The organism is Chromobacterium sp. CV08 (assembly GCF_051129845.1).
GTDB lineage: Bacteria > Pseudomonadota > Gammaproteobacteria > Burkholderiales > Chromobacteriaceae > Chromobacterium.
The window spans coordinates 4,356,812-4,382,977 of sequence record NZ_CP150453.1 but is presented as its reverse complement, the minus strand read 5'-3'; the positions used below and the strand labels follow the sequence as shown (position 1 = coordinate 4,382,977).

The 26,166-nt window shown below is 65.1% G+C and carries 24 protein-coding genes, 2 tRNA genes and 1 riboswitch; of the genes, 20 read left to right on the top strand and 6 right to left on the bottom strand.

The features are described from left to right. The first annotated feature begins 3 nt into the window (after positions 1 to 3). The 10 genes from nuoG to WNM05_RS19895 all read left to right on the top strand — a co-directional run bounded on the left by nuoG (position 4) and on the right by WNM05_RS19895 (position 11,173). Positions 4 to 2,361, top strand: a complete 2,358-nt coding sequence (nuoG, locus tag WNM05_RS19940) for an NADH-quinone oxidoreductase subunit NuoG (protein WP_434630218.1) — start codon at positions 4 to 6, stop codon at positions 2,359 to 2,361. Between the two features lie 3 nt (positions 2,362 to 2,364). Then, positions 2,365 to 3,411 (top strand): NADH-quinone oxidoreductase subunit NuoH, encoded by a 1,047-nt coding sequence (gene nuoH, locus WNM05_RS19935; RefSeq protein ID WP_434630216.1) that lies wholly within the window; start codon positions 2,365 to 2,367, stop codon positions 3,409 to 3,411. Positions 3,412 to 3,440: 29 nt separating this feature from the next. Next, a complete protein-coding gene (nuoI, locus tag WNM05_RS19930) occupies positions 3,441 to 3,920 on the top strand; it encodes an NADH-quinone oxidoreductase subunit NuoI (RefSeq protein ID WP_434635173.1) in 480 nt (159 codons plus the stop codon). 9 nt (positions 3,921 to 3,929) lie between these two features. Further along, positions 3,930 to 4,574: an NADH-quinone oxidoreductase subunit J gene (locus WNM05_RS19925; RefSeq protein ID WP_434630214.1), complete on the top strand. Its 645-nt coding sequence runs from the start codon at positions 3,930 to 3,932 to the stop codon at positions 4,572 to 4,574. 28 nt (positions 4,575 to 4,602) lie between these two features. After that, complete coding sequence (nuoK, locus tag WNM05_RS19920; RefSeq protein ID WP_011134506.1) at positions 4,603 to 4,908, top strand: NADH-quinone oxidoreductase subunit NuoK; 306 nt, start codon at positions 4,603 to 4,605, stop codon at positions 4,906 to 4,908. Between the two features lie 33 nt (positions 4,909 to 4,941). Further along, a complete protein-coding gene (gene nuoL / locus WNM05_RS19915; protein WP_434630211.1) occupies positions 4,942 to 6,978 on the top strand; it encodes an NADH-quinone oxidoreductase subunit L in 2,037 nt (678 codons plus the stop codon). Positions 6,979 to 7,018: 40 nt separating this feature from the next. Then, the gene (locus WNM05_RS19910) at positions 7,019 to 8,512 is read left to right on the top strand and encodes an NADH-quinone oxidoreductase subunit M (protein ID WP_434630209.1); all 1,494 of its coding nucleotides are present in this window, start codon (positions 7,019 to 7,021) and stop codon (positions 8,510 to 8,512) included. Between the two features lie 21 nt (positions 8,513 to 8,533). Continuing rightward, on the top strand, positions 8,534 to 9,988 hold the full coding sequence (gene nuoN, locus WNM05_RS19905; protein ID WP_434630207.1) for an NADH-quinone oxidoreductase subunit NuoN: 1,455 nt from the start codon (positions 8,534 to 8,536) through the stop codon (positions 9,986 to 9,988). A 10-nt stretch (positions 9,989 to 9,998) separates the two neighbouring features. Further along, on the top strand, positions 9,999 to 10,295 hold the full coding sequence (locus WNM05_RS19900) for a DUF2818 family protein (RefSeq protein ID WP_434630205.1): 297 nt from the start codon (positions 9,999 to 10,001) through the stop codon (positions 10,293 to 10,295). 149 nt (positions 10,296 to 10,444) lie between these two features. Next, positions 10,445 to 11,173: a ribonuclease T2 family protein gene (locus WNM05_RS19895; protein ID WP_434630204.1), complete on the top strand. Its 729-nt coding sequence runs from the start codon at positions 10,445 to 10,447 to the stop codon at positions 11,171 to 11,173. A 46-nt stretch (positions 11,174 to 11,219) separates the two neighbouring features. On the opposite strand, the gene WNM05_RS19890 is transcribed toward WNM05_RS19895, so the two are convergent. Both WNM05_RS19890 and WNM05_RS19885 read right to left on the bottom strand, forming a co-directional pair. After that, complete coding sequence (locus tag WNM05_RS19890; RefSeq protein WP_434630202.1) at positions 11,220 to 12,086, bottom strand: lipid A biosynthesis lauroyl acyltransferase; 867 nt, start codon at positions 12,084 to 12,086, stop codon at positions 11,220 to 11,222. After that, positions 12,083 to 12,976, bottom strand: coding sequence for a lysophospholipid acyltransferase family protein (locus WNM05_RS19885; protein WP_434630200.1), 894 nt, complete (start codon positions 12,974 to 12,976; stop codon positions 12,083 to 12,085). The genes WNM05_RS19890 and WNM05_RS19885 overlap by 4 nt, the downstream gene beginning before the upstream one ends. A gap of 79 nt (positions 12,977 to 13,055) precedes the next feature. Here WNM05_RS19885 and metK point away from each other — a divergent pair, with 79 nt between their 5' ends. The 4 genes from metK to WNM05_RS19865 all read left to right on the top strand — a co-directional run bounded on the left by metK (position 13,056) and on the right by WNM05_RS19865 (position 17,501). Further along, positions 13,056 to 14,225 carry a methionine adenosyltransferase gene (gene metK / locus WNM05_RS19880; RefSeq protein WP_434630198.1) on the top strand — a complete coding sequence of 390 codons (1,170 nt, stop codon included), beginning with the start codon at positions 13,056 to 13,058 and terminating at the stop codon, positions 14,223 to 14,225. 124 nt (positions 14,226 to 14,349) lie between these two features. Next, positions 14,350 to 14,456, top strand: a riboswitch (S-adenosyl-L-homocysteine riboswitch). A 75-nt stretch (positions 14,457 to 14,531) separates the two neighbouring features. Beyond that, positions 14,532 to 15,932, top strand: coding sequence for an adenosylhomocysteinase (gene ahcY, locus WNM05_RS19875; RefSeq protein ID WP_434630196.1), 1,401 nt, complete (start codon positions 14,532 to 14,534; stop codon positions 15,930 to 15,932). 122 nt (positions 15,933 to 16,054) lie between these two features. Beyond that, a complete protein-coding gene (metF, locus tag WNM05_RS19870; protein ID WP_434630194.1) occupies positions 16,055 to 16,891 on the top strand; it encodes a methylenetetrahydrofolate reductase [NAD(P)H] in 837 nt (278 codons plus the stop codon). 52 nt (positions 16,892 to 16,943) lie between these two features. Beyond that, complete coding sequence (locus tag WNM05_RS19865; protein WP_434630193.1) at positions 16,944 to 17,501, top strand: TIGR00645 family protein; 558 nt, start codon at positions 16,944 to 16,946, stop codon at positions 17,499 to 17,501. A 60-nt stretch (positions 17,502 to 17,561) separates the two neighbouring features. Here WNM05_RS19865 and WNM05_RS19860 read toward each other — a convergent pair whose 3' ends face one another. Further along, positions 17,562 to 18,047, bottom strand: coding sequence for an Lrp/AsnC family transcriptional regulator (locus WNM05_RS19860; RefSeq protein WP_101709558.1), 486 nt, complete (start codon positions 18,045 to 18,047; stop codon positions 17,562 to 17,564). 424 nt (positions 18,048 to 18,471) lie between these two features. Between WNM05_RS19860 and hppD the strand changes: the two genes are divergently transcribed. From hppD to WNM05_RS19830, 6 genes are all read left to right on the top strand, one after another. After that, positions 18,472 to 19,548 (top strand): 4-hydroxyphenylpyruvate dioxygenase, encoded by a 1,077-nt coding sequence (gene hppD, locus WNM05_RS19855; RefSeq protein ID WP_434630191.1) that lies wholly within the window; start codon positions 18,472 to 18,474, stop codon positions 19,546 to 19,548. 121 nt (positions 19,549 to 19,669) lie between these two features. Next, positions 19,670 to 20,803: a homogentisate 1,2-dioxygenase gene (locus WNM05_RS19850; RefSeq protein ID WP_434630189.1), complete on the top strand. Its 1,134-nt coding sequence runs from the start codon at positions 19,670 to 19,672 to the stop codon at positions 20,801 to 20,803. Between the two features lie 175 nt (positions 20,804 to 20,978). Next, positions 20,979 to 21,956, top strand: a complete 978-nt coding sequence (locus WNM05_RS19845) for a fumarylacetoacetate hydrolase family protein (RefSeq protein WP_434630187.1) — start codon at positions 20,979 to 20,981, stop codon at positions 21,954 to 21,956. Then, on the top strand, positions 21,949 to 22,593 hold the full coding sequence (maiA, locus tag WNM05_RS19840; RefSeq protein ID WP_434630185.1) for a maleylacetoacetate isomerase: 645 nt from the start codon (positions 21,949 to 21,951) through the stop codon (positions 22,591 to 22,593). Before WNM05_RS19845 ends, maiA begins: the two co-directional genes overlap by 8 nt. 156 nt (positions 22,594 to 22,749) lie before the next feature. Beyond that, a tRNA-Phe gene (locus WNM05_RS19835) sits at positions 22,750 to 22,825 on the top strand. Positions 22,826 to 22,831: 6 nt separating this feature from the next. Continuing rightward, a tRNA-Phe gene (locus tag WNM05_RS19830) sits at positions 22,832 to 22,907 on the top strand. Positions 22,908 to 22,958: 51 nt separating this feature from the next. Here the strand turns inward: WNM05_RS19830 and WNM05_RS19825 are convergent. The 3 genes from WNM05_RS19825 to WNM05_RS19815 all read right to left on the bottom strand — a co-directional run bounded on the left by WNM05_RS19825 (position 22,959) and on the right by WNM05_RS19815 (position 26,158). Beyond that, positions 22,959 to 24,155, bottom strand: coding sequence for an MFS transporter (locus tag WNM05_RS19825; RefSeq protein ID WP_434630183.1), 1,197 nt, complete (start codon positions 24,153 to 24,155; stop codon positions 22,959 to 22,961). A 165-nt stretch (positions 24,156 to 24,320) separates the two neighbouring features. Next, positions 24,321 to 25,688, bottom strand: coding sequence for a protein-tyrosine phosphatase family protein (locus tag WNM05_RS19820; RefSeq protein WP_434630181.1), 1,368 nt, complete (start codon positions 25,686 to 25,688; stop codon positions 24,321 to 24,323). Between the two features lie 74 nt (positions 25,689 to 25,762). Next, the gene (locus WNM05_RS19815) at positions 25,763 to 26,158 is read right to left on the bottom strand and encodes a CesT family type III secretion system chaperone (protein WP_434630180.1); all 396 of its coding nucleotides are present in this window, start codon (positions 26,156 to 26,158) and stop codon (positions 25,763 to 25,765) included. Between the last annotated feature and the right edge of the window lie 8 nt (positions 26,159 to 26,166).

Sequence of the window (26,166 nt, the reverse complement as noted above, 5' to 3'; positions counted from 1 at the left end):
GCGATGCTTGAAATCGAAATCGACGGTAAGAAACTGACGGTGCCGCAAGGCAGCACCGTCATCGAGGCTGCCCACTCGGTGGGCACCTATATTCCGCACTTCTGCTACCACAAGAAGCTGTCCATCGCGGCCAACTGCCGGATGTGCCTGGTGGAAGTGGAAAAGGCGCCGAAGCCGCTGCCGGCCTGTGCCACTCCGGTCACCGACGGCATGAAGGTCCACACCGCGTCCCCGCTGGCCAAGAAGGCCCAACAGGGCGTGATGGAGTTCCTGCTGATCAACCACCCGCTGGATTGCCCGATCTGCGACCAGGGCGGCGAATGCCAGCTGCAGGATCTGGCCGTCGGCTACGGCAACTCGACCTCGCGCTACGAGGAAGAGAAGCGCGTGGTGGTCGGCAAGGACATGGGTCCGCTGGTCTCGGCCGAGGAAATGTCGCGCTGCATCCACTGCACGCGCTGCGTCCGCTTCACCGAGGAAGTCGGCGGCTTCCAGGAAATCGGCATGGCCAACCGCAGCGAGTTCTCCGAGATCCTGCCCTTCCTGGGCAAGACCGTGGACTCGGAAATCTCCGGCAACGTCATCGACCTGTGCCCGGTGGGCGCGCTGACGTCCAAGCCGTTCCGCTACAGCACCCGCGCCTGGGAGCTGTCGCGCCGCAAGTCGGTGAGCCCGCACGACGGCCTCGGCTCCAACCTGGTGGTCCAGGTCAAGAGCAACGAGGTGATGCGCGTGCTGCCGCTGGAAAACGAAGCCATCAACGAGTGCTGGATCGCCGACCGCGACCGCTTCTCCTATGAAGGCCTGAACAGCGCCGAGCGCCTCGCCAAGCCGATGATCAAGTTCGACGGCAAGTGGCACGAGACCGACTGGGAAACCGCGCTCGAATACGTGGTCAAGGGCCTGAACGGCGTGTCCGCCGATCACGGCAAGGAGGCCATCGGCTTCCTGACCAGCCCGCACTCGACGACCGAGGAGCTGTTCCTGGCTCAGAAGCTGGCGCGCGCCTTCGGCGTCAACAGCATCGACTACCGCCTGCGCCGCAGCGACTTCTCGGCCGACGCGGCCAAGCAGGGCGCCGAATGGCTGGGTTCGACCATCGTCGAGCTGGCCTCCGCCAAGTCGGTGCTGGCCGTCGGCTCCACGCTGCGCAAGGAACAGCCTCTGCTGGCCTCGCGCCTGCGCGCCTCGGTCAAGCAGGGTACCGAGCTGAACATTATCCACGTCGCCGACGACAATCTGCTGACCAAGATCAACGGCAAGCTGATCGTGTCGCCGCTGGCGCTGGTGAACGCGCTGTCGCAAGTGCTGAAGGCCGTGGCCGAGATCAAGTCCGGCGCCAGCCAGATCGATCTGGCCGGCGTCGAGGTCTCCGCCGAGGCCCGCCGCATCGCCGAAAGCCTGAGCGGCGCCGAAACCGCGTCCATCGTGCTCGGCAACGTCGCCCAGCACCATCCGGCCTACGGCCAGCTGCTGTCGCTGGCGCAGGAAATCGCGCGTCTGACCGGCGGCCGCTTCGGCGTGCTGGCCGAGGCCGCGAACAGCGTCGGCGCCGAACTGGTCGGCGCGCTGCCGACCCGCGGCGCGCTGGGTTCGGCCGTCAACGCCGGCGATAACGCCGCCGCGATGATCGCCAAGCCGAAGAAGGCTTACTTCCTGCTGAACACCGAAGTCGAGTTCGACAGCTACGACGGCCAGGCCGCCGTGGCCGCGATGAAGCAGGCCGCCACCGTGATCGCGCTGACCGCCTACAAGGGCCAGGGTCTGCTCGACTACGCAGACGTGCTGCTGCCGATCGCGCCGTTCTCCGAGACCGCCGGCTCCTTCGTCAATATGGAAGGCAAGCTGCAGACCTTCAACGGCGTCGTCAAGCCGCTGGGCGAGGCCCGTCCGGCCTGGAAGGTGCTGCGCGTGCTGGGCAATATGCTGAACTTGGCCGGCTTCGACTACAACAGCGCGGAGGAAGTGCGCGCCGAGTTCGCGAACGGCGACATCGCCGCCGTGCTGAACAACGCGCTGGCCTCGGTCTCCGCCACCGCAGCCGCGACCGTTTCCGGTCTGGTGCGCGTCGGCGAGGTGCCGATGTACCAGGCCGACGCCGTCTGCCGCCGCGCGCCGTCCCTGCAGGAAACCAGCGAAGCCCGCGGCGCCGCCGTCGCGCGCGTCCATGGCAGCCTGTTGGCCAAGCTCGGCATCGCCTCCGGCGCCGAGGTGGTGCTGAAGCAGGGCGCCGGCGAGGCGCGCGTTTCGGTCGAGGCCGACGACAGCCTGCCGGCCGACGTGGTGCGGGTCGCCGTTGCGCACGCCTCGACGCTGGCGCTGGGCGGCATGTTCGACGCTATCGAGATCAAGCAGGGGTAAACCATGGAGTTCTTGCAAGGTATTCTTGGCACTGAAGCGGGGCTCCTGGTGTGGACCCTGCTGAAGATCATCGCCATCGTGCTGCCGATGATGGGCGCGGTCGCCTACCTGACGCTGGCCGAGCGCAAGGTGATCGGTTATATGCAGATCCGCATCGGCCCGAACCGCGTCGGTCCGTTCGGCCTGCTGCAGCCTATCGCCGACGGCCTGAAGCTGCTGATGAAGGAAATCATCCTGCCGACCAGCTCCAGCAAGGGCCTGTTCCTGCTGGCGCCGGTGCTGGCCATCGGTCCGGCGCTGGCCGCCTGGGCGGTGGTGCCGTTCACCGACGGCCTGGTGCTGGCCAACATCAACGCCTCGCTGCTGTACATCCTGGCGCTGACGTCGATGGGCGTGTACGGCGTGATCATCGCCGGCTGGGCGGGCAACTCGAAGTACTCCTTCCTCGGCGCGATGCGCTCCGCCGCCCAGATCGTCTCGTACGAACTGGCGATGGGCTTCGCCCTGGTCGGCGTGCTGATGGTGTCCGGCAGCCTGAACCTGGTCGACATCGTCAAGCAGCAGTCCTTCGGCATGGGCGCCGGTTCCATCCTGTCCTGGAACTGGATCCCGCTGTTTCCGCTGTTCATCGTCTACCTGATCTCCGGCGTGGCCGAGACCAACCGCGCGCCGTTCGACGTCGCCGAGGGCGAGTCGGAAATCGTCGCCGGCTTCCACGTCGAGTACTCGGGCATGGCCTTCGCGGTGTTCTTCCTCGCCGAATACGCCAACATGATCCTGGTGGCCACGCTGACCTCCCTGCTGTTCCTGGGCGGCTGGCTGTCGCCGTTCCCGGCTTCGTGGGGCCTGCTGGGCGCCGGCGGCTTCATCTGGCTGGCGATCAAGGTCGCGCTGGTGCTGTTCTGCTTCCTGTGGTTCCGCGCCACCTTCCCGCGCTATCGCTATGACCAGATCATGCGCCTGGGCTGGAAAGTGTTCATCCCGGTGACCCTGGTGTGGATTCTGGTGGTGGGCGTGTGGATGTTTACCCCGCTGTCGATTTGGCACTGAGACAGGGGATAGGTGAAAAAATGAATTCGATCCGCAACTTTTTCAAGACCTTCCTGCTGGTGGAGCTGGTCAAGGGCCTGATGGTCACCGGCCGCTACTTCTTCGCCCGCAAGATCACGGTGCAGTTCCCGGAAGAGAAGACGCCGATCTCGCCGCGCTTCCGCGGCCTGCACGCGCAGCGCCGCTACGCCAACGGCGAAGAGCGCTGCATCGCGTGCAAGCTGTGCGAGGCGGTGTGTCCGGCGATGGCGATCAGCATCGAGTCGGAAGAGCGCGACGACGGCACCCGCCGCACCAGCCGCTACGACATCGACCTGACCAAGTGCATCTTCTGCGGCTTCTGCGAGGAAGCCTGTCCGGTGGACGCGATCGTGGAAACCCACATCTTCGAATACCACGGTGAAAAACGTGGCGACCTCTACTACACCAAGCCGATGCTGCTGGCCATCGGCGACAAGTACGAGGCCGAAATCGCTGCCAACAAGGCGGCCGACGCCAAGTATCGCTAAGGGGAGGCCATGAACCTTACAACGGTAATTTTCTACGTTCTGTCCGCCATCCTGATCTTCGCCGGTCTGCGCGTGGTGACGGCCAAGAACCCGGTGCACGCCGCGCTGTACCTGGTGCTGGCCTTCTTCACCAGCGCCGGCCACTGGCTGTTGATGGAGTCGGAGTTCCTGGCGATCACCCTGGTGCTGGTTTACGTCGGCGCGGTGATGGTGCTGTTCCTCTTCGTGGTGATGATGCTGGACATCAACATCGAGAAGCTGCGTGAAGGCTTCTGGCGCAATCTGCCGGTCGCTGCCACCGTCGGCCTGATCATGGTCGCCGAGATGGCGCTGATCCTGATGAGCCCGAAGACCGGCCTCGACACCTACAAGGCCGGCGCGCCGCTGGCCGCCGACTTCAGCAACGTCAAGGTGCTGGGCCATCAGCTGTACACCACCTATCTGCTGCCGTTCGAGATCGCAGCCGTCGTGCTGCTGCTGGCCATGGTCGCCGCGATCGGCCTGACGATGCGCGCGCGCAAGGACAGCAAGGTGGTGGATCCGGCGAGCCAGGTGAAGGTGCGCCGCGAGGACCGCGTCCGCATCGTCAAGATGGACGCGGTGAAACAAGTGGAAGAGGCCGAGCCGGCCGATTCCGGTGAGCAACAGGCCTGACGGCCAATAAACCAATAAGGGAGGAAACGTGCTGACACTGACTCACTTTCTGGTGCTGGCCGCCATCCTGTTCGCCATCAGCGTGCTGGGGATTTTCCTGAACCGGAAAAACCTGATCATCCTGCTGATGGCCATCGAGCTGATGCTGCTGGCGGTGAATTTCAATTTCATCGCGTTCTCGCATTACCTGTCGGATTCGGCAGGCCAGATCTTCGTATTCTTCATCCTGACGGTTGCCGCCGCCGAGTCCGCCATTGGTCTGGCGATCCTGGTGGTGCTGTTCCGCAACCTGCAGAGCATCAACGTTGAAGACTTGGGCAGCCTCAAGGGCTAAGGCAAACCGGAACCACAACTAAAGCACAAAAGCATGGATATGAAGAGCTTATACCTGCTGATTGCACTCGCTCCGCTGGCGGGTTCCATCATTGCAGGCCTGTTTGGATGGGCGATCGGACGGCGCGCCTCGCACGTCGTCACGATAGCCGGCGTGGCGGTGTCCGCCGCGCTGTCGCTCAAGGTGCTCCTGGGTTTCCTGAACGGAAGCGCGGAAGTGTTCAACGGACCGGTCTACACCTGGTTGACCATGGACGGCCACGACTACGCGGTCGGCTTCCTGGTGGACTCGCTGACCGCGATGATGCTGGTGGTGGTGACCAGCGTGTCGCTGATGGTGCACATCTACACCATAGGCTACATGCAGGAAGATCCGGGCTATCAGCGCTTCTTCAGCTATATCTCGCTGTTTACCTTCTCGATGCTGATGCTGGTGATGAGCAACAACTTCATCCAGCTGTTCTTCGGGTGGGAGGCGGTGGGCCTGGTGTCCTACCTGCTGATCGGCTTCTGGTTCAAGCGCCCGACCGCGGTGTTCGCCAACCTGAAGGCCTTCCTGGTCAACCGCGTCGGCGACTTCGGCTTCCTCTTGGGTATCGGCATGGTGCTGGCCTATTTCGGCGGTTCGCTGAACTACAGCGACGTGTTCGCCGCCGCTCCGGCGCTGGCCAGCAAGACCGTCGAGATCATCCCGGGCCAGCAATGGTCGCTGATGACGGTCACCTGCATCCTGCTGTTCATCGGCGCGATGGGCAAGTCCGCCCAGTTCCCGCTGCACGTGTGGCTGCCGGACTCGATGGAGGGCCCGACCCCGATCTCCGCGCTGATCCACGCCGCCACGATGGTGACGGCCGGTATCTTCATGGTGTCGCGGATGAGCCCGCTGTTCGAAATGTCCGACACCGCGCTGAACGTGGTCCTGGTGGCCGGTTCGATCACCGCGCTGTTCATGGGCTTCCTCGGCATCGTGCAGAACGACATCAAGCGCGTCGTGGCCTACTCGACGCTGTCGCAGCTGGGCTATATGACCGTCGCGCTGGGCGCCTCGGCCTACTCGGTGGCGATGTTCCACGTGATGACGCACGCCTTCTTCAAGGCGCTGCTGTTCCTGGCCGCCGGCTCGGTGATCATCGGCATGCACCATGATCAGGACATGCGGAATATGGGCGGTCTGCGCAAGTACATGCCGATCACCTGGATCACCTCGCTGATCGGTTCGCTGGCGCTGATCGGCACGCCGTTCTTCTCCGGCTTCTACTCGAAGGACTCGATCATCGAGGCGGTCGCCGCCTCGCACCTGCCGGCTGCCGGTTTCGCCCACTTCGCCGTCATCGCCGGCGTGTTCGTCACCGCCTTCTACTCGTTCCGCATGTACTTCCTGGTCTTCCACGGCAAGGAACGCTGGATGGAGAAGAAGGACGACCATCACGACCACGGCCATGACGACGAGCACGACCACCATCACGGCCTGGGTCCGAACGACAAGCCGCATGAGTCGCCGTGGGTGGTGACGCTGCCGCTGGTGCTGCTGGCCATCCCGTCGGTGCTGGTCGGTTTCTTCGCCATCGACAAGCTGGTGTACGGCGACTTCTTCAAGGGCGTGATCGCGATCAACAACGAAGCGCATCCGGGCATGGAAGAGCTGGCGCACGAGTTCCACGGCGCCGTCGCGATGAGCCTGCATTCGCTGACCACGCTGCCGCTGTGGCTGGCCATCGCCGGCGTCGTCGTCGCCTGGTACTTCTATATGAAGGCGCCGCATATCCCGGCCGCCATCAAGGAGAAGTGCGCGCCTATCCACAAGCTGCTGGAAAACAAGTACTACCTGGACGAGATCTATTTCGCCGTGTTCGCCAAAGGCTCGCGCGCGCTGGGCACCTTGTTCTGGAAGGTCGGCGACATGCTGCTGATCGACGGCCTGCTGGTCAACGGCACCGCCAAGCTGGTGGGCTGCTTCTCCGGCGTGATTCGCCGCCTGCAGACCGGCTTCATCTACAGCTACGCCACCGCGATGATCATCGGCGTGCTGGGCCTGATGAGCTGGTGGATCGTGCCGCTGATTCTGCGCTGAGTCCGGGCTTCGGGATTGAAATAACAATATAGGTTTGATTATGTTCACAAATCTGCTCAGTCTGGTGATCTGGACGCCGATCGTGGCCGGCCTGGTGGTGCTGGCCGCCGGCGACCGGCGCGCGCCGCTGGCGCGCTGGCTGGCCCTGGCGGGAGCCCTGGCGGGCTTCCTGCTGTCGGTGCCGCTGTTCACCGAGTTCAACAACTTCAACGGCGGCATGCAGTATGAAGAGCTGAAGCCGTGGATTTCCGCGCTCAACATCAACTACCACCTCGGCGTCGACGGCATTTCGATGCTGTTCGTGGTGCTGAACAGCTTCACCACGCTGCTGGTGGTGGTCGCCGGTTGGGAAGTGATCCAGAAGCGCGTGTCGCAGTACATGGCCGCCTTCCTGATCATGTCCGGCCTGATCAACGGCGCATTCGCCGCGCTGGACGCCATCCTCTTCTATGTCTTCTTCGAAGGCATGCTGATCCCGATGTATCTGATCATCGGCATCTGGGGCGGTCCGCGTCGCGTCTACGCGTCGATCAAGTTCTTCCTGTACACGCTGCTGGGCTCGCTGCTGATGCTGGTGGCCTTCATCTACCTGTACTTCCAGGCCGGCAAGACCTTCGACATCCACGCCTTCCAGAATCTGGCCAAGATTCCGCTGACGGTGCAGATCCTGCTGTTCGTCGCCTTCTTCCTGTCGTTCGCGGTGAAGGTGCCGATGTGGCCGGTGCACACCTGGCTGCCGGACGCCCACGTCGAGGCGCCGACCGGCGGCTCGATGGTGCTGGCCGCGATCACGCTGAAGATCGGCGCCTACGGCTTCCTGCGGTTCGCGTTGCCCATCCTGCCGGACGCCTCGCGCGAGCTGGCGCCCATCATCGTCGTGCTGTCGCTGATCGCCGTGGTCTACATCGGCCTGGTGGCGCTGGTGCAGTCCGACATGAAGAAGCTGGTGGCCTACTCGTCGATTTCCCACATGGGCTTCGTGACGCTGGGCATGTTCCTGTTCGCCGGCAATGAAATGAACGCCTGGGCCGTCAAGGGCGCGCTGGTGCAGATGGTGTCCCACGGTTTCGTCTCCGCCGCGATGTTCTTCTGCATCGGCGTGATGTACGACCGCGTGCACAGCCGCAACATCGCCGACTACGGCGGCGTGGCCAACAAGATGCCTATCTTCGCGGCCTTCATGATGCTGTTCGCGATGGCGAACTCCGGCCTGCCGGCCACTTCCGGCTTCGTCGGCGAATTCATGGTGATCCTGGGTTCGGTGCAGGTGAACTTCTGGTACGCCGCGCTGGCCGCCACGACGCTGATCTTCGGCGCCGCCTACACGCTGTGGATGTACAAGCGCGTGATCTTCGGCGACGTCGCCAACGAGCATGTGGCCGAGCTGAGCGACGTCAACAAGCGCGAGTTCCTGGTGCTGGCCATCCTGGCGATCGCGGTGCTGGGCATGGGCCTGTACCCGCTGCCCTTCGTCGAGAAGATGCACTTCGCCGTCAACGACCTGATCACGCATGTTGCGCAGAGCAAGCTGTAAGCGCGGAAGGAATACATACAAATGAATTGGGCTGATCTCAACCTGATACCCGCGATGCCGGAGCTGTTCCTGATCGGCGCGCTGCTGGTGGTGCTGATGCTGGATCTTTTCATCCCCGATGAAAAGCGCTGCATCACCTACGGCCTGACGCTGCTGACCCTGGCCGGCACCGCGGCGGTCCAGGTATGGACCTTCGTCCCCTACCCGGTGACGACCTTCTCCGGCATGTACGTCGCCGACCCGCTGGCCTCGCTGGTCAAGCTGGCGATGTACGCGACCACCGCGGTGGTGCTGGTGTACAGCCGCCAGTACACCGCCGACCGCGGCCTGTTCAAGGGCGAGTACTTCTCGCTGTCGCTGTTCGCGCTGCTGGGCATGAACCTGATGGTGTCGGCCTCGCACTTCCTGACCCTGTACATGGGCCTGGAGCTGCTGTCGCTGGCGCTGTACTCGCTGATCGCGCTGCAGCGCGACTCGGTGGCGGCCACCGAATCGGCGATGAAGTACTTCGTGCTGGGCGCGCTGGCCTCCGGCCTGCTGCTGTACGGCATCTCGATGATCTACGGCGCCACCGGCTCGCTCGAGCTGGCCGCCGTCGCCAAGTCCATCAAGTCGCATTCCGCCAACGGCATGCTGCTGGTGTTCGGCCTGGTTTTCATCGTCGCCGGCCTGTCGTTCAAGCTGGGCGCCGTGCCGTTCCACATGTGGGTGCCGGACGTCTACCAGGGCTCGCCGACTTCGGTGACGCTGATGGTCGGCGCCGCGCCCAAGCTGGCCGCCTTCGTCTTCGTGCTGCGCATCCTGGCCCAGGGCCTGGACGTGCTGGTCGGCGAATGGCAATCGATGCTGGTCATCGTCGCCGTGCTGTCGATGGCGATCGGCAACATCACCGCCATCGTGCAGACCAACATCAAGCGGATGCTGGCCTACTCGACGATCTCGCACATGGGCTTCCTGCTGCTCGGCGTCTTGGCCGGCACCCAGCAGGGTTACGCGGCCGCGCTGTTCTACGCCGTGGTCTACGTGGCGATGTCGATGGTAGGTTTCGGCATCGTGCTGGCGCTGTCGCGCCAGGGCTTCGAGTGCGAGAAGATCGACGACCTGAAGGGCCTGAACAGCCGCAACAGCTGGTACGCCATCCTGATGCTGCTGGCGATGTTCTCGATGGCCGGCATTCCGCCGCTGCTGGGCTTCTACGCCAAGTTCGTCGTGATCAAGGCCATCGTCGACATCGGCATGATCAAGCTGGCCGTGTTCTCGGTGCTGATGTCGGTGATCGGCGCGTTCTACTACCTGCGCGTGGTCAAGGCCATCTACTTCGACGAGGCCCAGGATACCGCCCCGATCGCCGTGCGCGGCGACATGAAGCTGGTGCTGTCGCTGAACGCGCTGGCGCTGCTGGTGGTCGGCGTGCTGCCGCAGTCTCTGCTCGAGCTGTGCGTGCAGGCGATGCGCCAGTCGCTGGGCATGATCTGAGGCGGCGGCCATGCAGAGCAGCATCGTGATCCTGTTGTTGCTGGCCGTGGCGGCCGCCAACTTGCCGTTCGCCACTTCGCGGGTGGCCGGCGTGTTCAAGGTGGCGCGCAAGCATTTCGGCTGGCAGGCGCTGGAGCTGGCGGTGCTGTTCGCGCTGGTCGGCGGCCTGGCCCGTTTGCTGGAGTCGCGCCAGATGCCGGTGCATGAGCAGCACTGGCAGTTCTACGTCACTACGCTGGCGCTGTTCCTGGTGGCGGCCTTCCCGGGCTTCGTCTACCGCTATTTCTGGCGAAAACCGGCGCTGTAGACGGTTTTCCATGGCAAAAAAGCACCGCATCGCGGTGCTTTTTTGTTTTTTACGGCGATGGCTTGCCACCATGGCGGAATAGGTTGACATTAGCATGTATTGTCCGCGCCACCCGCACGCGTGCGGGGTCATGACCATTGCCCGACATCATGCTTAAATTTCTCAGTCTTTGCGCGCTGCTGTTCGCCGGCGCCGTCTCCGCCCAGTCGCTGGAACCCGCCCGCCACGGCGATTTCGCCCATTACACCTATGCGCTGACCTGGCAGCCCGGCTTCTGTGCCACCGGCGACGGCTGCCTTCCCGATCAGCCGAAAGAGGAGCTGATCGGTCTGCACGGCCTGTGGCCGTCGCTGCCGCAGAGCCTGATAGCCCAGAAAGTGCCGGTGCAGCAATGGTGGGCCAAGGGCTGCGCCTTCTTCCCGCATGTCAACGCGATCCCAGTCTTGCCGGCCGAACTGCGGCAGCGGCTGCGGCAGACGATGCCGCAGTTGAAGGACGACTTGTTGACGCACGAGTACGTCAAGCACGTGCAATGTTTCGGCTACAAGGCCGCCGATTTCTTCGGCACCGCGCTGCAGATGCGCGAGGATGTGGTAGACAGCGATTTCGGCCGCTACCTGCTGGCGCAGGCTGGCACCGTGCGTACGCGCGAGGAGCTGGTCGAGGCGTTCGCCAAGGCTTTCGGCACCGACCAGCGCCGCGCGCTGCAACTGCAGTGCGGCAAGGACGCCAGGCAGCGCAATGTGCTGACGCAAGCCTGGTTCACGATAAGGACGGACAAGCTGGACAGCTTCCCGTCCGCGGACAGCCTGGTCGATACGCCGGCCGGCGAGTACGAGGACAATTGCTCGGAGCCGTTCTTGCTGCCCAAATGGTAGCGGGGCATCGAAAGCCGCCCGGCCGTCGTGAGGCCGGGCAGGCTGGTCAGTAGAAGCGCGCCTCGCCCTGCGGACGGTTCTTGAAGCGCTTGTGCAGCCAGAAGTACTGGTCGGGAATCTCGCGGATGCGCTCTTCGAGGAAGGCGTTCATCCGGCGGGTGTCGGCTTCGATGTCCTCGCTGGGGTAGTCGTCCCATGGCGGGTAGAACTCCAGTTCGAAGCGGTCGCCGACGCGGCGGGCGATGGCCGGTACCACCTTGGCGCGGGCCAGTTTGGCGATGCGGGACATGCCGGTGATGGTGGCGGCCTTGACGCCGAAGAAGTCGACGAACAGCGAGTCGCGGACGCCGAAGTCCTGGTCCGGCAGATAGAGGAAGGGCGCGTGGTCCTTGCGCATCGCCTTGATGATGGGGCGCAGCCCCTCCTGGCGCGACACGATATAGGCATTGTCGTAGCGCTGGCGGCCGGCGTAGATCTGCTTGTCCAGCGCCTCGTTCTTCTGGTGCGAATACACGCTGACCAGCGGGATGTACTGGTTCAGCGCGTACACGCACATCTCGAAGCCGACGAAGTGCGGATAGAACAGGATCACGTCCTCGCCGCGGTCGCGCAGCTCGGTCACGTAGTGCAGGTTCTTGATGTCGACCAGATCGTCGATGCGCTTGGCCGAGCTCCACCAGCACACGCCGTATTCCAGCACCATCCGTATCATGTGCTGGCAGTTCTTGCGCACCAGCCGGCGGCGCTCCGCCAGCGGCATGTCGGGGAAGCACAGCCGCAGATTGATCAGGCCGACGCGGCGGCGGCCGCGCGCCAGCAGATAGGCGACATTGCCCAGGCCGGCGGCGATCAGGCCGATGGCCCGCATAGGCAGCAGGCGGATCAGCCACAACAGGGCGAAAGCGAATTTCATGCGTGTCCTTGTTCTGCTTCCGGGCGGCTGACGCCGGCCGGACACTTGTAACGGTTGTAGCTCCACAGATACTGTTCGGGGAAGCGGCGGATCAGGCCTTCCACCTGAGCGTTCATCCGCGCGCAGTCGGCATCCTTGTCGCCGGAGAACGGCGCTGCCAGCGGCTCGATGTGGACGGCGAAGCCCCGGCCGCGCGGCAGGCGCTCGCCGACGAAGAACAGGGTGCTCACCCCGTTCATCTGAGCCAGCCGGGGAACCAGCGTCATCGTGTAGGCGAGCCGGCCGAAGAACGGCGCCCAGACGCCTTCGCCGTTGCCGGGCACCTGGTCCGGCAGGATGATGGTGGCTTCGCCGGATTTCAGCGCCTTCATCAGCACGCGGACGCCGGCCGCGGTGGCCGGCGCGGTCTTGCCCTTGCCGCGGGCCCGGCCGGCCTGCATCACCGGTTCCAGCCATTGGAGTTTCGGCGGGCGGTACATCGCGGTCAGCGGGAACGGTAGCCGCGAGCTGATATAACGTCCGGCGATATCATAGCTGCCTAAATGCGGCGTTACGAATATAATACCGTCTCCGCGCGCCAACGCCGCCTCAACATGCTCCCAGCCGTGGCAGGCCTTGACCATGGCGGCGATGTCCTCCGGGCTGCGGCACCAGGCGATCGCCAGCTCCAGCGCGCCCTTGCCGGTTTCGGCGCAGCAGCGTTTGACTTGCTGCGGCAAATCCTGATAGCTTTCGAAGATTTTACTAGAGCTGACGTTCTCGCGCAGCCGCCCGGCGTAGCCGGGGGAGCTGAGATAAGTCAGCCGCCCGAGAGCGGCCCCCAGACCTTGTAGCCAGGATAAGGGGAGGTGCGCCAGGAAAGACAGTAGTAATCTAGCTAGCTTGGACATGAGCGATGCTGCAGTCTTGGTCTGAAAGCGGCCTATTTTACCATCACAGGGTTTTGTATTTTTTGGGAACGCAGAATAAATGAGCGAATACCTGTTTACTTCGGAATCGGTGTCCGAAGGTCATCCGGACAAAGTGGCGGACCAGATTTCCGACGCCATCCTCGACGCCATCCTGCGCGAGGACAAACATGCCCGCGTCGCGGCCGAGACGCTGGTCAACACCGGCCTGGTCGTGCTGGCCGGCGAAATCACCACGACCGCCAATGTCGACTATATCAAGATCGCGCGCGAGACCATCAAGCGCATAGGCTACGATGATTCCGAGCTGGGCTTCGATTTCCGCGGCTGCGCGGTGATGGCCTGCTACGACAAGCAGTCGCCGGACATCGCCCAGGGCGTCAACGAGGGCGAGGGTCTGGATCTGAATCAAGGCGCCGGCGACCAGGGCCTGATGTTCGGCTACGCCTGCGACGAAACCCCGACGCTGATGCCGTTCCCGATCTACTACGCGCACCGCCTGGTGCAGCGTCAGGCCGAACTGCGCAAGGACGGCCGCCTGCCGTGGCTGCGCCCGGACGCCAAGAGCCAGATCACCTGCGTCTACGATGCCGCCACCGGTCTGCCGAAGCGCATCGACACCGTGGTGCTGTCGACCCAGCACACGCCGGACATCGACCACAAGACGCTGACCGACGCGGTGATCGAGGACATCATCAAGCCGGTGCTGCCGCCGGAGATGATCACGCCGGAAACCAAGTTCCTGATCAATCCGACCGGCCGCTTCGTCATCGGCGGCCCGATGGGCGACTGCGGCCTGACCGGCCGCAAGATCATCGTAGACACCTATGGCGGCGCGGCGCCGCACGGCGGCGGCGCCTTCTCCGGCAAGGATCCGTCCAAGGTGGACCGTTCCGCCGCCTACGCCGGCCGCTACGTGGCGAAGAACATCGTCGCCGCGGGCCTGGCGCGCCAGTGCCAGATCCAGGTTTCGTACGCGATCGGCGTGGCCGAGCCGACCTCGATCGCCGTCGACACCTTCGGCACCAACCGCGTCCCGAACGAGAAGATCGTCGAGCTGGTGAAGAAGCATTTCGACCTGCGTCCGAAAGGCATCATCCAGATGCTGGACCTGCTGCGCCCGATCTACGGCAAGACCGCCGCCTACGGCCACTTCGGCCGCGAGGAGCCGGAATTCAGCTGGGAACGCACCGACAAGGTCGAGGCGCTGCGCGCCGACGCCGGCCTGTAGGCCGAACGGCCGGACCATGGAAACCGCCCGCGCGAGCCGGCGGTTTTTTTGCGTCCGGAGGCGGCGGAAAGCGGCGCCGCGACAGGCCCTACCTTTTTCGGGCGGACCCGGTATACTTGCCTGGCATCCCGAGGGGCGCTGCGAGGACGGTTTCGATGCGAAAGCCGGATCCCCAGGCTCGGGAGCCGCCGGCCACCTCGTCGTCCGGCGACCAAACGGCGCTCGCCTGACTCATTGACCGTGGCGGGTACGGGATGACGGGTGAGCCGCATCCTGCCTGGCCGCGTGAAACAAGGACTGTTCGCGATGGCTGATTTTTCCGATTTTCACGTAGCTGACATCAAGCTTGCAGACTGGGGCCGCAAGGAACTGAATATCGCCGAGACCGAGATGCCCGGTCTGATGGCGACCCGGGACGAATACCGCGCCAGCCAGCCGCTGCGTGGCGCGCGCATTGCCGGCAGCCTGCACATGACGGTGCAGACCGCGGTGTTGATCGAGACGCTGACCGCGCTCGGCGCCGAAGTGCGCTGGGCCTCGTGCAATATCTTCTCCACCCAGGACCACGCCGCGGCCGCGATCGCCGCCGCCGGCATTCCGGTATTCGCGTTCAAGGGCGAGAGCCTGGACGAGTACTGGGAATTCAGCCACAAGATCTTCGAATGGCCGGAGGGCCAGCCGGCCAACATGATCCTGGACGACGGCGGCGACGCCACGCTGCTGCTGATGCTGGGCAGCAAGGCGGAGCAGGACATCGGCGCGATCGCCCATCCGACCAACGAGGAAGAGACCGCGCTGTTCGCGTCGATCAAGCGCCACCTGGCCGTCGATCCGCACTGGTACTCGAAGCGCCTGCAGCATATCCAGGGCGTGACCGAGGAGACCACCACCGGCGTGCACCGCCTGTACCAGCTGGAGAAGGACGGCCAGCTGCCGTTCCCGGCGATCAACGTCAACGACTCGGTGACCAAGTCCAAGTTCGACAATCTGTACGGCTGCCGCGAATCGCTGGTCGACGGCATCAAGCGCGCCACCGACGTGATGATCGCCGGCAAGGTGGCGGTGGTGCTCGGCTACGGCGATGTCGGCAAGGGCTGCGCGCAGAGCCTGCGCGGCCTCGGCGCCACCGTGTGGGTGACCGAGATCGACCCGATCTGCGCGCTGCAGGCGGCGATGGAAGGTTACCGCGTGGTGCGGATGGACGAGGTGGCCGATCAGGCCGACATCTTCGTCACCGCCACCGGCAACGTCGGCGTGATCACCCACGAGCACATGAAGAAGATGCGCAACAACGCCATCATCTGCAATATCGGCCACTTCGACAGCGAGATCGAAGTTGCCAGCTTGCGCCAGTACCAGTGGGAAAACATCAAGCCGCAGGTCGACCACATCATCTTCCCCGACGGCAAGCGCGTCATCCTGCTGGCCGAAGGCCGCCTGGTGAACCTGGGCTGCGCCACCGGCCACCCGAGCTTCGTGATGTCGAACAGCTTCACCAACCAGGTGCTGGCGCAGATCGAGCTGTTCGCCAACGGCCGGCAGTACGACAAGAAGGTCTATGTGCTGCCCAAGCACCTGGACGAGAAGGTGGCCCGGCTGCACCTGGCGCGCATCGGCGCGCGCCTGACCGAGCTTTCCGACCTGCAGGCCACCTATATCAGCGTGCCCAAGCAGGGGCCTTATAAGCCGGATCACTATCGTTATTGATTATTGAACCAAGGCGCAACGGACAGCCCCCATAAAATGGAGCTGTCCGTTTTTTTCGGGCACGCAAAACGATCAACGGCACAAAGAGGCCGGCAGCCAGGACCGCGATAGAGAGGATCACCATGACGCAGACGCCCCGCACCTTCAGTTTCGAATTCTTCCCTCCCAAGACGCCGGAAGGCGTGGCCAAGCTGCGCACGACGCGGCAGCAGCTGGCCCAGTTCAAGCCGCAGTTCTTCTCGGTGACTTTCGGCGCCGGCGGAACTACCCGCGACGGCACCTTGTCCACCGTGCTGGAGATCCGCAGCGAGGGGCAGGCGGCGGCGCCGCACCTGTCCTGCATCGGTTCCACCCGCGAGAACATCGCCGCGATACTGGACGAATACCGCGGCAACGGCATCCGCCACCTGGTGGCCTTGCGCGGCGACATCCCGTCCGGCATGGTGGCGGCCGGCGAATTCCGCTACGCCAACGAGCTGGTGGAATTCATACGCGCCGAGCACGGCGACCATTTCCACATCGAGGTGGCCGCCTATCCGGAATTCCATCCGCAGGCGCGTTCGGCCGAGGACGATCTGGCCAACTTCGTGCGCAAGGTCAGGGCCGGGGCCGATTCCGCGATGACCCAGTACTTCTTCAACGCCGACAGCTATTTCCGCTTCGTCGACGAAGTCCGCGCGCGCGGGGTGGACATTCCCATCGTGCCGGGTATCATGCCGATCTCGAATTTCGGCCAGCTGTGCCGCTTCTCCGACATGTGCGGAGCGGAAGTGCCGCGCTGGCTGCGCCTGCGCATGCAGGCCTATTACGACGACACCGCGTCCATCCGCGCCTTGGGCCTGGACGTGGTGACCGAGCTGTGCGACCGCCTGCTGCAGGGCGGTGCGCCCGGACTGCATTTTTACACATTGAACCAGGCGGGCCTGGTCTCCACCATCTGGCAGAGGCTGGGCCTGTGACGGCGCGCGGGAGGCCTTGCGTCTCCCGCCGCCGCGAATGACAGGAAAGCCCATGCAAGACCAGCAACACGTCCAAGCGCAAGTCCAATCCGAACCCAGGAAGTCGCTGCTCGGCCAGGTGATTTTCGGCAGCCGCTGGCTGCAACTGCCCATCTACCTCGGCCTGATCGTCGTGCAGGGCGTCTATGCGTGGAAGTTTCTCGCGCAGTTGTGGGAGCTGCTGGAGGGGCTGAACCACCTGACCGAGACCGACATCATGCTGGCGGTGCTGGGCCTGATCGACGTGGTGATGATCGCCAATCTCCTGGTGATGGTGACGGTCGGCGGCTACGAGACCTTCGTGTCGCGGCTGCGCATAGACAGCCATCCGGACCAGCCCGAATGGCTGGACCATGTCAATGCCTCGGTGCTGAAGGTCAAGCTGTCGATGGCCATCATCAGCATCTCGTCCATCCACCTGCTGCAGACCTTCATCAACGCCAGCCGCATCGACGAGCACACGATCAAGTGGCAGCTGTTCCTGCACCTGGCCTTCCTGCTGTCGGCGGCGGCGATAGCCTATACCGACAAGCTGCTGGCGGGCAGCACCGCCCAGCATCAGCGCCATTGAGCGCGCGCCCCAATGCGAAACGGCCCGTGAGGGCCGTTTCGCTTTTCCGCGCGGGACTGGTCAGATGCCGCGCATCTGTCCCAGCGGCAGCGCGGTGGTGCGCTTGATCTCCTTCAGCACGAAGCTGGACTTGACGTCCTCCACGCCCGGATGCTGCAGCAGCTCGTCCATCACGAAGCGCGAGAAGTGCTCCATGTCTTCGAAATACACCTGCAGCAGATAGTCCATTTCACCGGTCATCGCGAAGCAATTGATCACTTCCGGCCAGTTCTGAACCGCTTCGATGAAGCTCTGCAGGTGCATATTGCCGCGTTTTTCCAGCGTCACACGCACCCAGGCCTGCAGGCCCAGACCGATATGGGCAGGATCGAGCAGCGCGACGTACTGGCGGATCACGCCGGACTCTTCCAGCTGCTTGAGCCGGCGCAGACAGGGCGATGGCGACAGGGCGACGCGCTCGGCCAGTTCGACGTTGGTCAACCGGCCGTCATGCTGCAATTCGGCCAGAATACGCAAGTCTGTCTTATCTAATGTGAGACTTGGCATATTTTCTCCTGATTATCGGTTTGTTGAGACATTTTATTCCTATGTATTGCCCATTCCAAGCTATTTAGCAAGATAATTGCTGGGCGCTTTCCATAGAATAAAAAGCCTAAATCAGCAAACGGCAGCGCCAGACTGCCGGTGCATGTCGATGGTGCGTGACAGCAGATAACGATTCGTTCGGAGGAGAACCAGACCGGGCCGCCGGCGGCGGCCGAAGGTGGCGCCGGCATCCCGCGCGCATCCCGGTTTTCCTTGTTCTGCTTCTTCCCGTTCCGTCGAACTGCCATTGTCCCGCACTGCGGGACGGCGGCGGCCTGCTTACATAACGCGGATCGCCTGCAGACGTTTACAAGTAGAGTTCAGACCGCATCGATTATCGTTCACCGGATAATCCTGCGGCGATCTATAAACAGAGGAGAAACAGATGAAAATGGAAGCCATGCTGCAAAATCCGCTCGCCACCGACGGTTTCGAGTTCGTCGAATACACCGCGCCCGACGCCGAAGGCGTACAGAAGCTGCGCCAGCTGTTCCTGTCGCTGGGCTTCACCGAAGTGGCCCGCCATCGCAGCAAGGACGTCAGCCTGTTCCGCCAGGGCGACATCAACTTCATCCTGAACGCCGAGCGCAGCCAGCCGGCCAGCGAATTCGCCAAGGCGCACGGCCCGTCGGCTTGTGCGATGGCCTGGCGCGTCAAGGACGCCGCCAAGGCGTACGAGTACGCGCTGTCGCACGGCGCCAAGCCGTACCAGCGCCCGGTCGGCGCGATGGAACTGAACATCCCCGCCGTCGAGGGCATAGGCGGCTCCGCGCTGTACTTCGTCGACCGCTACGGCAAGGACAAGGACATCTACGAGATCGACTTCGTGCCGCTGGACGGCGTCGACCAGCATCCGTACGGCGTCGGCCTGACCGAGATCGATCACCTGACCCACAACGTCGCGCGCGGCAATATGGCCACCTGGGCCGATTTCTACACCGGCATCGCCAACTTCCGCGAGATCCGCTACTTCGACATCGAAGGCAAGCTGACCGGTCTGGTGTCCAAGGCGATGACCAGCCCCTGCGGCAAGATCCGCATCCCGATCAACGAATCGTCCGACGACAAGAGCCAGATCGAGGAATTCCTGCGCCAGTACAACGGCGAAGGCATCCAGCACATCGCGCTGACCACCGCCGACATCTACGCCACGGTGGAAACGCTGAAGGCCCGCGGCACCCGCTTCCTGGATACGCCGGACACCTATTACGAGAAGGTGGACAGCCGCGTGCCGGACCATGGCGAGGACGTCGCCCGCCTGAAGAAGAACAGCATCCTGATCGACGGCGCGCCGGTCGAAGGCATCCTGCTGCAGATCTTCACCGAGACCGTGATCGGGCCGATCTTCTTCGAGATCATCCAGCGCAAGGGCAACGAGGGCTTCGGCGAGGGCAACTTCAAGGCCCTGTTCGAGTCCATCGAGGAAGACCAGATCCGCCGCGGCGTGCTGAAGGCCGATTGATCCATTCCCGCCGTGGCGGCCCGTCCCGGATTCCCGGACGGGCGCCGCGGCGTTTTGCCGTGCGTACATCATGCAAGGGCGCGGTCTGTGCGTCGCCGGCCGCGCCGACAGGACATTCAAAATGCGTAAATGGATCAGTTACCCGCACCGCGAGGGCACCATCTCGCGGCAGGCCCACGCCGATTTCCCGGCCGAGGCCATCTACGAGCGCGAAGTGGGCCGCAGCGGCTTCTTCGGCCCGGCCACCCATCTGCACCACAAGCATCCGCCGACCGGCTGGAGCGCCTGGGAGGGCCCGCTGCGCCCGCGCGCCTTCGATCTGAACGAACTGCCGCACGGCACGCCGGCGCCGTGGGATGCGCCGCTGGTGTTGCACAACGCCCAGTGCAAGCTGCGCATCTGGCGCTGCGACAAGGCGATGACCCAGCTGTTCCGCAATGCCGACGGCGACGACCTCTTGTTCATCCACGCCGGCAGCGGCGAGCTGTTCTGCGACTACGGCCACCTGAGCTACCGCGACGGCGACTACATCCTGGTGCCGCGCTCGACCAGCTGGCGCATCGAGCCGGCCAGCCCGACTACCATGTTGATGATCGAGACCAGCAACGGCGCCTACCAGCTGCCGGAGAAGGGCCTGGTCGGCCCGCACGCGATTTTCGACGAGGCGGTGCTGGACGTACCGGCGATAGACGACGCCTTCCGCGCGCAGCAGACCGAGGACGAATGGCAGGTGGTGATCAAGCGCCGCGGCGCGCTGTCCACCGTCACCTATCCGTACAATCCGCTGGACGCCATCGGCTGGCACGGCAATCTGTCGGTGGCGCGCGTCAACTGGCGCGACATCCGCCCGCTGATGAGCCACCGCTACCATCTGCCGCCGTCGGCGCACACCACCTTCGTCGCCGACGGCTTCGTGATCTGCACCTTCGTGCCGCGGCCGATCGAGTCCGATCCGGGCGCGCTGAAAGTGCCGTTCTATCACAACAACGACGATTACGACGAAGTGATCTTCTATCATGCGGGCGACTTCTTCAGCCGCGACAATATCAAGCCGGGCATGCTGACCTTCCATCCGGCCGGCTTCACCCACGGTCCGCACCCGAAGGCCTTCGCCAAGGCGATGACCGACCCGAAGACCTTCACCGACGAGGTGGCGGTGATGATAGACGCCCGCGACGCGCTGGAGCAGGGCCCGGGCCTGGCCAGCGTAGAGTGGCAGGGCTACGTCGACAGCTGGAAACCCAAACAGGCCTGACGCCATTGCTGCTGCGCGAGCCGATCTCGGCGCTGCGATGCTCGCGGTACGGTTTGTACCGCTGCGCTTCTCCCGCCGACCTCGGCCCGCTCGCGACGCAATCGCGTTCAGGCCAGGCTGAAGAATTGACATAGAGGAACGGCCCGCAGCGGCCGCTAGCAGAAAGAACATCAAGATGAAATTAGCCACTTATCACAACCACACCCGCGACGGCCAGCTGATGGTCGTCAGCCGCGATCTGACCCGCGCCGTCGCCGTGCCGGCCATCGCCGCCACGCTGCAGGGCGCGCTGGACAACTGGGCGCAGGCCGAGCCGCGCTTGAAGGAAGTCTACGCCGCGCTGAACCAGGGCAAGGTGCCGGACGAGGTCGCCTTCGACGCCAAGCGTTGCCTGAGCCCGCTGCCGCGCGCCTACCAGTGGGCCGACGGCAGCGCCTATCTGAACCACGTGGAACTGGTGCGCAAGGCGCGCGGCGCCGAGGTGCCGGAAAGCTTCTACACCGACCCGCTGATGTACCAGGGCGGCTCCGACGCCTTCCTGGCGCCGACGGCCGACATCCCGCTGCGCGACGAGGCCTGGGGCCTGGACTTCGAGGGCGAGGTGGCGGTGGTCACCGGCGACGTGCCGCTGGGCGCGCCGGCCGACGCCAAGCATATCCGCCTCTTGATGCTGGTCAACGACGTGACCTTGCGCGGCCTGATCCCCGGCGAGCTGGCCAAGGGCTTCGGCTTCTTCCAGAGCAAGCCGGCCACCGCCTTCTCGCCGGTCGCCGTCACGCCGGACGAGCTGGGCGACGCATGGCGGGACGGCAAGGTGCATCTGCCGCTGCTGGTCGACTACAACGGCGCCTTCTACGGCAAGCCCAACTGCGGCGTCGAGATGCAGTTCAACTTCCCGCAGCTGGTCGCCCACGTGTCCAAGACCCGCGAGCTGGTCGCCGGCTCCATCGTCGGCTCAGGCACCATCTCCAACCAGGACCGCAGCGTCGGCTCCTGCTGCCTGGCCGAGCAGCGGATGATAGAAACCATCGAGCAGGGCGCGCCCAAGACGCCGTTCATGAAGGTCGGCGACACCGTGCGCATCGAGATGCGGAACGCCGCCGGCGAGAGCATCTTCGGCGTCATCGAGCAGACCGTGGTGGCCCATGGCTGAGCGCGTCCTCTACGGTTATTTCCGCTCCAGCGCCGCCTACCGGGTTCGCATCGCGCTGAACCTGAAGGGCTTGGATTACCGTTACCAGCCGATCAACCTGCTGAAGGGCGAACAGCAGAGTCCAGAGTACCTGGCGATCAATCCGCACGGTCTGGTACCGCTGCTGGACGATGGCGGCGTCAGGATCGCGCAGTCGCTGGCCATCTGCGAATACCTGGACGAGGCGTATCCGGACACCCCGCGCTTGTTGCCGGCCGATCCGGCGGCGCGGGCGCGGGTGCGTTCGCTCGCGCTCGCCATCGCCGCCGACATCCATCCTCTGCAGAACTCCCGGGTAGGCAAGTATCTGCAGACCGAGTACGGCAAGGACGAGGAGGGCAAGGCCGGGTGGATACGCCACTGGATCGGCACCGGCTTCGACGCGCTGGAGACGTTGCTGGCCGAGTCGTCGAGCCGCTATGCCGCGGGCGACGAACCGACGCTGGCCGACGTCTGCCTGCTGCCGCAGGTGTTCAGCGCCCGTCGTTTCGGCGTGGAGATGGCGCGCTATCCGAACATCGTCCGCGTCGCCGACGCGCTGGAGCGCGTGCCGGCCTTCGCCGACGCGCATCCGTCCCGGCAGCCGGACGCGGTGTAAGTGTTTGATCCGACGGCCCGCCCGCCGCGCGCGGGCGGGCCGCCTGCTTCGCAGAGCGATGGCCGGGCGGTTTTTTTGCAATTATTCCTTGACTCGACCGGGCTGCTCTGATTAAATGCGTGGCTCTGACGGCGCGACAGCGCGGTTGGGAGAAGTGGCCAGTTAGCTCAGTTGGTAGAGCAGCGGATTGAAAATCCGCGTGTCCGTGGTTCGATTCCGCGACTGGCCACCACAGCAAGGCCAGTTAGCTCAGTTGGTAGAGCAGCGGATTGAAAATCCGCGTGTCCGTGGTTCGATTCCGCGACTGGCCACCAGATTGAAAAAGCCGAATCCGCAAGGGTTCGGCTTTTTGCATTCCGTCGCGCTCAGGCGTCCTCGACGGCGCGTTTGGGCTGCGGCGCGCGCGGCAGGGCGGCGGCGATCAGCAGCGCGCAGACGCCGGCCGCCAGCGCCAGGTTCAGCCCGGCCCGGGCGCCGTAGGCGTCGGTCGCCAAGCCGCACAGCGAAGCGCCGCCGGCCACGCCCAGCTGGATGCCGGTGACCAGCCAGGTCAGGCTTTCGGTCAGCCGCGCGCGGGGCACCGCCTTCTCCACCATTTCCATCGCGACGATCAGCGTCGGCGCGAACGACAGCCCGGACAGCAGCATCACCGCGGCCAGCCAGGCGACGTTCGGCGCCAGCGCGATGAAGGCGGAGCTCGCCGCGGTGGCCGCGCAGCAGTACAGCAGCAGCCTGCCCAGCGGCATGGCCGGCTTGATCGCGCCGAAGGCCAGCCCGCCTATGCCGGAGCCCAGCGCGTACAGCGCCAGCACCCAGCCGGCGGCCGACGGCGAACCCTGCGCCTTGGCAAAGGCCACCGAGGCGACGTCGATGGTGCCGGCGATGGCGCCCAGCGTGCCCATCAGCAGCGCCAGGGCCGGCACCGGCCGCAGGAACAGCGCCGGACGGCGGCTGTCCGCGGTGCCCGGATGGGCCGGGGGTTCGGTGGATTTCTGGCGCAGCAGCGCAAAAACGCTGAGCAGCATCAGCAGGGCGGCCAATAGCGGGCCGGCCTCCGGAAACCAGGCCATGCACAGGCCGATGGCCAGCGGCGGCCCGATGACGAAGGCGATCTCGCTCAAAACGCTGTCCAGCGCGAACGCCGTCGGCAACAGCGTCTGGCCTTCCAGCAGCCGCGCCCAGCGCGCGCGGGTCATCGCCGGGATGCTGGGCAGGCAGCCCGCCGGGGCCGCGCACAGGTATAGCGTCCAGGGCGGCGCGTCCAGGCGGTTGCACAGCACCAGCGCCAACAGGGCGACGACGCCGATGCCGGTGGCCGGCGGCAGCACGCGGCTCTGACCGTGGCGGTCGGCCAGCCTCGACACCTGCGGCGACAGCAGGGCGGTGGCCAGCGTCAAGGTGGCGGCGACCGAACCGGCCAGGCTGTAGCTGTTCCGGCTCAGCGACAGCATGGTGATGACGCCGACGATCACCATGGTGCTGGGCAGCCGCGCCACCCAGCCGGCCAGCGCCAGCGCCGGGACGCCCGGCGTGCGGAACAACTGGCCGTATCGATTGCTCATGTGGCTTCTCCTTGCGGTGGTCCGCGCGGCGGCGGGAGGCTTCGTGCAATCGGTCAAGCTAGCTGCGCCTTATGTCTTTGTCAATTTGACGACGGTCGGCATCGTAGGGCCGGCCGCAAAAGAAAAAAGCACGCCTGGGCGTGCTTTTTTCATCGGCGCGACGGCTCAGCTATGGCGGCGCGGCGGCAGCGGCGGCGCATCGTTGGCGTAGATCGGCTCGGCGGCCTGCTCCGCATCGAGGATGGCCCGGCCCTGCTGGTGGGCCAGATCGGCCAGCGTGTCCAGCTGCCCAGCCGTCTGCACCATCAGGTGGTTGCGGCTGACGCGCATGTCGGACACGATGGACTCGAGGCTGGCGGCGCCCGGCTTCAGCAGCTCGCGCGCGGCGATCAGCTGGCCGGTGCGGCCGACGCCGGCGCGGCAGTGGATGACCGGCAGCAGCTTGTTCGGATCGCCCAGCGCGCGGCTGTTGTTGTTGCGGTAGAAGGCGATTTTCTGGTCGGCGACGGCGTCGACATGCTCGGCCAGCGCTTTCAGCGCGTCGGCGCCCTGGGCGCCGAAGTCGGGCCAGTTGGGCACATGCAGCACCGGGATGGACAGTTTCCCGCTGCCGTTCTGCACCGTCAGCTGGTGGTGGCGCACTTCCAGGCCGCCTGCCAGCGTCATGCTTTTGCCGGCTTTGGCGCTGACTTCGGTCTGGCCGTAGCGGCCGCTTTCGGCGAAGTAGCGCGGCATGCCGGGCTTGGCGAGATCGCTGTCCGAGGCCAGCACCACCAGCACCGGCGTGCGGTTGGCGACCAGCATGCCGAAATAGCTTTCCAGCTGGCCGGCGGTCGGATACTGGCTGGCGATGGCGACATTGGCGCCGCCGACGCGTACCCGGTTGGCCGGCAGCGGCGCGCCGTCCGGCGAGCGTACCAGGGTGGCGGCGGCGGTCGGGACGTCGCGGAAGCGGGCGCCGGCCAGATCGCCGATGAAGGCCGCGCCGGAGGCCGCCGGGCCGACCTGGCGCTGCAGCGCGTCGAACAGGCCGACGCGTTTGTCGCTGCTGCCCAGCTTCTGAGCCAGCGAGGCCTTGAGTCCGTCAGGCGAGCCGGAGGCCGCAGGCGTCAATTTCAGCGACAGGCCGCGGCGCTGGCTCAGCGTGGCGCTTTCCTGCCGGCGTGCCTGCTGCGCCTCGGTGTCGGCCCAGCGCAGATTGGGGCGCTGGCTGCGCGGCGGGGCGGCGAGGTCTTCTTTCCTGGGGCTGGTGTCGGTGTTGGCGCGGGTGTTCAGCCGGGTGATCAGGTCGACCAGACGGATGTCGCGCGGACGTTCCTGCGCTTCCAACAGGCCTTCGCGGCGCAGGAATTGCTGGGCGCGGCGGGTCTGGTCCGGATGCAGCAGATAGGAACGGCCGGTGTAAACGACCAGGGCGCCGTCCTTGCGGATGCCGATGCGGGCGGTGTCGGCATCGATCTTGCCGTCGTTCAGACGGTTCAGGCCGGCCAGATCGGGGCGGGCGATGGCGATGCCGGTGTGGATGGTGCTCATGTCTTGCCTCTTTCTTAGTGGGTTGCCCATCGGGGCTTATGGCGGCGGCCGGCGCAGCGCGCCGGCGCGCCGGGTCAAGGCGCGGCCGGCGTATCGTCCAGCAGCGCTTCGGCGCGGGCGATCAGCGCGTCGAAGGCGGTGGCCAGCTGCGGCAGATCGCAGCCGCTGCCGGGCAGGCGCAGCCAGCAGCACAAGCGGCCGTCGTCGTCCAGCGCCGCCACCGGCTGCCAGGGGGACGCGGCCAGTCGGTTGCCGTCCAGCGCCCGCAGCGCCGCCTCCGGCGACGCCGGCGGGCTGCCCAGCTCGGCCAGCATGAACCAGCTGTCATGGTCGATGGCGCCCAGGTGAAGCTGGAAGCGTTGTTCCACCGTCAGGCTGATCAGGTCGCGGCCGTCGGCCGGCGGCGCGTCGAAGCCCAGGTGGCGCAGCAGATCGGCTGCGTTGCGATGGAAGGCGGATAAATCGGGCATGGCGGGTT